This is a genomic window from Streptomyces sp. (genome assembly GCF_050698815.1).
Lineage (GTDB): Bacteria > Actinomycetota > Actinomycetes > Streptomycetales > Streptomycetaceae > Streptomyces.
In genome coordinates, this window is sequence record NZ_JBOHCV010000111.1 from 1 (window position 1) to 5,843 (window position 5,843).

Below are 5,843 nucleotides of genomic sequence, written 5' to 3' on the forward strand. Positions count from 1 at the left end.
CAACGGCGGCGCGCAGGCGCAGCCGGGTGCCGGCAACGGCGGCGGTGGCGGCGGTGGCCAGGCAGGCGGCGGCGGAGGGTCGTACTCCTCGGAGTCGACCGAGGACTCCGGTGCCCTCGCCTCGGACGAGGCGCTGGCGGCGCTCCGCGAGAAGCTCGCGGGCGGCCAGAGCTGAAGCTGACGGCCCGTCGCTGAACAACAGCGGCAGCCGCTCGGCGGACAGTACGCACAGCGGGGCTCGCTCCTTCGGGAGCGGGCCCCACCTCGTTGCTGTGCGCACCACCCGTACCTGCGGGTAGTCCACAGCTGCCTACGGCGGCCGCTCCCGCGACCGCGGGAATGCCGGCCGTCCAGCGACCGTTGTGCTGGGTGAACGCGACAAGAAGGGGCGGGCAGCAGTGCTGGAACCGCACGGTGCGCAGAGCATGTACACGTGGGATGCGAGTGGACTCGAAGCGGTCGACGCCATCATCGACGACCCCGACGGCGCGGGCCTGGTGATGCTCTATCACTTCGAGGGCTACATGGACGCGGGCGAGGCGGGTGAGCAGATCGTCCGGCGCCTCAACGAGACCCAGCCCTACGTCACCGTCGCGCGCTTCGACGCCGACCGCCTCATCGACTACCGCGCCCGCCGCCCGATGATGACCTTCCGCCGTGACCAGTGGGTCTCCTACGACACACCGCGGCTGGAGCTGCGCCTCGCGCGGGACGCCACCGGCACGCCCTTCCTGCTGCTGACCGGACCCGAGCCCGACGCGGAGTGGGACGGCTTCACCGCAGCGGTCCGCGAGATCACCGAACGTGTCGGCGCACGGCTCGCCGTCACCTTCCACGGCATCCCGATGGGCGTCCCGCACACCCGGCCGGTCGGCCTCACCCCGCACGGCAACCGCACGGACCTCGTCCCCGGTCACCGCCCCCTCTTCGACGAGGCCGAGGTCCCCGGCAGCGCCGCGGCTCTCATCGAGCTGCGGCTCGCCGAGTCCGGCCACGAGGTGCTCGGACTGGCCGCGCACGTACCGCACTATGTCGCGCGCTCCAGCTACCCCGACGCCGCTCTCGTCCTCGTCGAGGCCATCACGTCCGCGACCGGGCTGGTGCTGCCGGATGTGGCACTCGCCCTGCGCAACGAGGCGCTCACGACGCAGAACGAGATCGAGCGCCAGCTGGCCGAGGGCGACGCGGAGCTGGTCGGGGTCGTCCGCGGCCTGGAGCAGCAGTACGACGCCCTCGCCGGGGCCGAGACCCGCGGCAGCCTCGTCGCCGAGACCACCGAACTGCCCTCCGCCGACGAACTCGGCGCCGTCTTCGAGCGCTTCCTCGCGGAGCGCGAAGGCGAGGGTGACGGCGAGAACGGGCGCGGCGACGGGACTGGCGAGGGCTCCACACGGTGACCGGTTGCCGCACCCGATAGCGTGGCGGACATGCTGAAGGTCGGACTGACGGGTGGAATCGGCGCGGGCAAGAGCGAGGTCTCGCGGCTGCTCGACGCCTGCGGAGCGGTGATCGTCGACGCCGACAAGATCGCCCGTGAGGTGGTGGAGCCGGGTACCCCCGGGCTGGCTGCGGTGGTCGCCGAGTTCGGTGAGGAGATCCTCGCGCCCGACGGCACCCTGGACCGGCCGAAGCTCGGCTCGGTCGTCTTCGCCGACACCGAGCGGCTGGCCGCGCTCAACGCGATCGTGCACCCGCTGGTCGGCGAGCGTTCCGCACAGCTGGAGCGGGAAGCGGGCGGGACGGACGGAGCGGCGGGCGGTACGGCGGGCGGTGCCGACGACGGAGCGGGCGGCGGTGCGGTGATCGTCCACGACGTACCGCTCCTCACCGAGAACGGCCTCGCCCCCCTCTTCGACCTTGTCCTGGTCGTCGACGCCTCGCCACAGACCCGGCTGGACCGGCTGGTGCGGTCGCGCGGCATGGCGGAGGAGGAGGTCCGCGCCCGGATGGCGGCGCAGGCGTCGCGTGCGGAGCGGCTGGCGGTGGCCGACATCGTGATCGACAACGACGGACCGCTCGAGGAGCTGGAGCCGCGGGTGCGGCAGGTGTGGGAGAGCCTGCGCGAGCGCGCCCAGCGCCCCGGCACCCACTAGCCCGCCCTGGTGGGAAGGGAGTGCGCACGGTTGCGGATGGGAATATGTAGGGGGACGTGGGCGTTCTCGCGCCCGTACGGGATACCGTCCAAACCGTCGCACCGCTCCGGTGAGGAGGCAGCCACTGTGCCTGAGGCCACCCCCGAAACCCTGGTCATCGAGTTCCGTGCCGCCGAGCAGCTGCTGAACGCGCGGGACCCGCGTGGCGCGGTCAAGCTGCTGGACTCGGTCATCGCGGCACACCCGGAGAACACCGCGGCGCGGCTGCTGCGCGCCCGCGCCTTCTTCCTCGGTGCGCAACTGCGCCCGGCGGAGATAGAGTTCCAGACCGTACTGGAACGCGAGCCCGACAACGCGTTCGCTCACTTCGCGCTGGGCCGTACGCTGCAGCGGGCCGACCGCGCGGACGAGGCGCGCCGGCACTTCCGGCTGGCCGCCGCGCTCGACCCCCGGCCCGACTTCGTCGAGGCCGCGGGCTTCGACCCCCCGCGTTCCGCCTGACCGCTGCACGTTCCCGAGGTGGCCCGCACACCTTCCCGGCCACAGCACTAGGGTGTCCTCGCGGAGGCGTGCGCGGGCGTGGAGCGAGCGAGCCGGGATCGCCTCAGCCGCAGGAGTGGGGGACATGATGGAGCTGGGGCAGCGCGGGCACGGAATCTTCGGGCGGGCGGAGCCGGAACTCGAGCTCGGCCGTATGGACGGCCCGAACGCGCCGCTGCCCGCCCCGAGTTGGAAAGGGCGGGTGCTGGGCGGGGTCTTCTTCCTGGCCGCGCTTGTCTGCGTCGGCTTCTCCGTCTACAACGCCGCGCACGCCGGGGGCCTCGCCGGACGGCACGGCACCCTCACCGTCCAGCGCTGCTGGGTCGAGCAGGGCACCCGCAACAGCAGCGACACGACCGTCTGTTCCGGCAGCTTCCGCCCGGAGGACGACTCCGCCGTGGTGAGGGACGCGGAGCTGCGACGGGAGCACCGGCCCGGTGCCGAGGTCCCGGTGCAGCAGACGGGCAGCGGCTACCTGGCCAGCGGCCTCGCCGAGACCTGGCGCTGGAACGCCCTCTTCTTCATCGCCTGGATCGTCGCGGCGCTTGGCGTCCCCTTCGCCGCGACCGGGATCTTCCCGGCGCGCACGCAGGCGTTCGCGGTCGGTGCCCGGGTCCGCGGCACGCGGGCGGCTGTGGTGATGAAGTACCTCTACATCGGCGGCGCGGCCGGCACCGCGGTGTGCCTGTACCTCACCTGGATTCTCTGAGTACGGCCGGCAGCGGGCGTTCGTCCGGCCGACGTCGGGAGCTCGTGAGGATGACGAGTTGCCGGGTCGCCCTGGTCATCGCGACATAGCGGTCGACCGCTCCTTCGATCCCCTTGCCGAACGTCTCCGGGTCGATGAGGACGACCAGGTCGAACTCGAGCCCCTTCGACAGTTCCGGGGTCAGCGACCTGACGCGGGGCGTCGCCCGGAACGCGCCATGGTCGGTGTCACCGGCGCCGATGACGCAGGCGATCCCGTCCGCATGCGTGGCCAGCCAGGTGTCGAGGACCGAGCCCAGATCCGCAACAGACCCGTGTACGACGGGGACGTCGCCGCTGCGGATGGAAGTCGGCACATTGGCGTCCGGGAGCACGGCGCGGATGACCGGCTCGGCTTCCGCCATGACCTCTTCCGGCGTCCGGTAGTTGATGCTCAGGGAGGCCACGTGGATCCGGTCGAGCCCGATCCGTTCGAGCCGTTCCTGCCACGACTCCGCGAACCCGTGCCTGGCCTGGGCGCGGTCCCCGACAATGGTGAAGCTGCGGGACGGGCAGCGGAGCAGCAGCATCTGCCACTCCGCGTCGGTCAGTTCCTGAGCCTCGTCCACGATGATGTGCGCGAACGGACCGGCGAGAGGTTCCGGTTCGGCGCCGGGCAGCGCGCTCTCGTCGATCAGGGTGTCCTGCAGGTCCTGTCCGCGCAGCATCGTCACCGCACCTTCGCCGTCGGGATCGGCCTCGAGGATGTGGTCGATGACGTCGGCCCTGCGCGCGCGTTCGGCGGCGACAGAGGCGTCGTGACGGCGCTTGCGGATCGACGCCTCCGGGTCGCCGAGCCGCTGCCGTGCCGCGTCCAGGAGCGGCAGGTCGGAGACCGTCCAGGCCTGAGCGTCCTCGCGCTGCAGCTTCGAGACGTCATCGGGGCCGAGCCAGGGAGCGCACTTCCGCAAGTAGGCGGGTACCGACCACAGATCTCCGACGAGGTCACTCGCCTCGAGCCTCGGCCACGCGCGGTTGAGGGTCCTGAACAGCTCTCTGTCCTGCAGCAGCGACCTCCGGAGCAGGTCGGGCGAGACGTCGTCGCCGTCGTGCTTGCCCATCAGGATCGTGAGCAGCTCCTCCCGGATCTGGTCTCGCGCCTCGTTGTGCGGAGTGCCTGGTTCCACTGCTTCGAACGCCGTAGCCCAGTCGTCGGCGCTCAGCCAGATGTCGGACCAGTGGGTCGAAACCGTCATCCCCTCGGTGGGCGGCTCCTCGTAGATACCGACGGCCGGCTCGATCGCCTTCACCAGGTCCGCGGACGACTTCAGAAGAGCCACGCCCGGGTCGGTCTCGATCGCTGCTCCGGCTCCCTCGGCGACGAGGTCCCGCAGGGTGCAGGTCTGCACGCCCTCCTCCCCGAGGCCGGGCAGGACGTCGGCGACGTAGGCCAGGTAGGGCCGGCTCGGACCGACGAACAGCACGCCGCCCCGACGGTGACCGAGGCGAGGGTCGGAGTAGAGGAGGTAGGCGGAGCGGTGCAGAGCGACGACGGTCTTGCCCGTACCCGGACCGCCGTCGACGACGAGCGCGCCGCGGGATCCCGCCCGGATGACGGCGTCCTGGTCGGCCTGGATGGTGGCGAGTACGTCTCGCATCCGGGCCGACCGGTTGCCGCCCAGGCTGGCGATGAAGGCGGACTGGTCGTCGAGCGCGGCGTGCCCGTCCAGTCCGTCGGCGGTGAACATTTCGTCCCAGTAGTCGCTGATCCGGCCGCGGGTCCAGCGGTACCTGCGGCGGCTTGCCAGGCCCACCGGGTTGCCGTGGGTCGCCGCGAAGAACGGCTCAGCCGCGGGGGAGCGCCAGTCGATCAGCAGCCGACGCCCCGCGCTGTCGGTGAGGCCGAGTCGGCCGATGTACACGGGCTGGTTCCTGTCTGGGTTGTCCGCGCTGACGATGTGTCCGAGGCACAGGTCCAAACCGAAGCGGCGCAAGGCGCGCAGTCGACCGGTCAGCCGGTGGATCTCCACGTCCCGGTCCATCGCCTCCCGGCCGATGCCGCCGGGCGCCATGCGCTCGGCGTCGAGGCGGTCGGACAGTTCGGCGATCGCCTGCCCGAGGCTCTCCGCGATGGCCGCGAAGTGCTGCTCGTCGCCGGCGATCAGTCTCGGGTCGGCCTTGGGGGAGAGGTGGTCGGGAAGGTCGAATGCGCTAGTGGTCAGGGGGTTCACGTCAATGGCTCCGATGTGAGGTCGCTGGCGGCCGTTGCGCGCGCGGCAAGGCGTCCGGACAGGCGTGACGAACCTGTTGGCCAAGACGGGCAACGCTCCGCCGGCTGATGTGGTCCCGGGCCGTTGACGGTTCAGTTCGCCAGGGTTTGCGAGTTCTCGTGTTCCGGTCCCGGCTCGGTGATCCCGCGTGGTTCACGCGGACACGGGCGGCCTTTCCCGGCTGACCGCGTCGAGCAGCAGCTTCGCGGCCACCGTCGCCCCGTCGGTGCGGATCGTGCCGGCCACGGCGGTC

The 5,843-nt window shown here is 71.6% G+C and carries 5 protein-coding genes and 1 pseudogene; 5 read left to right on the top strand and 1 reads right to left on the bottom strand.

Annotated elements, in window-relative coordinates:
- From rpsA to ACRDP3_RS04310, 5 genes and pseudogenes are all read left to right on the top strand, one after another.
- A pseudogene (rpsA, locus tag ACRDP3_RS04290) lies at window positions 1-175 on the top strand (30S ribosomal protein S1); the annotation flags it as partial.
- A 250-nt stretch (window positions 176-425) separates the two neighbouring features.
- Complete coding sequence (locus tag ACRDP3_RS04295) at window positions 426-1,397, top strand: PAC2 family protein (RefSeq protein ID WP_431515458.1); 972 nt, start codon at window positions 426-428, stop codon at window positions 1,395-1,397.
- 30 nt (window positions 1,398-1,427) lie between these two features.
- Window positions 1,428-2,093 (top strand): dephospho-CoA kinase, encoded by a 666-nt coding sequence (gene coaE, locus ACRDP3_RS04300; RefSeq protein WP_431515459.1) that lies wholly within the window; start codon window positions 1,428-1,430, stop codon window positions 2,091-2,093.
- Between the two features lie 126 nt (window positions 2,094-2,219).
- Window positions 2,220-2,594, top strand: a complete 375-nt coding sequence (locus ACRDP3_RS04305) for a tetratricopeptide repeat protein (protein WP_431515460.1) — start codon at window positions 2,220-2,222, stop codon at window positions 2,592-2,594.
- Window positions 2,595-2,718: 124 nt separating this feature from the next.
- Window positions 2,719-3,342: a hypothetical protein gene (locus ACRDP3_RS04310; RefSeq protein WP_431515461.1), complete on the top strand. Its 624-nt coding sequence runs from the start codon at window positions 2,719-2,721 to the stop codon at window positions 3,340-3,342.
- Here ACRDP3_RS04310 and helR read toward each other — a convergent pair.
- Window positions 3,326-5,551, bottom strand: coding sequence for an RNA polymerase recycling motor ATPase HelR (gene helR, locus ACRDP3_RS04315; RefSeq protein ID WP_431515462.1), 2,226 nt, complete (start codon window positions 5,549-5,551; stop codon window positions 3,326-3,328). The genes ACRDP3_RS04310 and helR overlap by 17 nt on opposite strands.
- Between the last annotated feature and the right edge of the window lie 292 nt (window positions 5,552-5,843).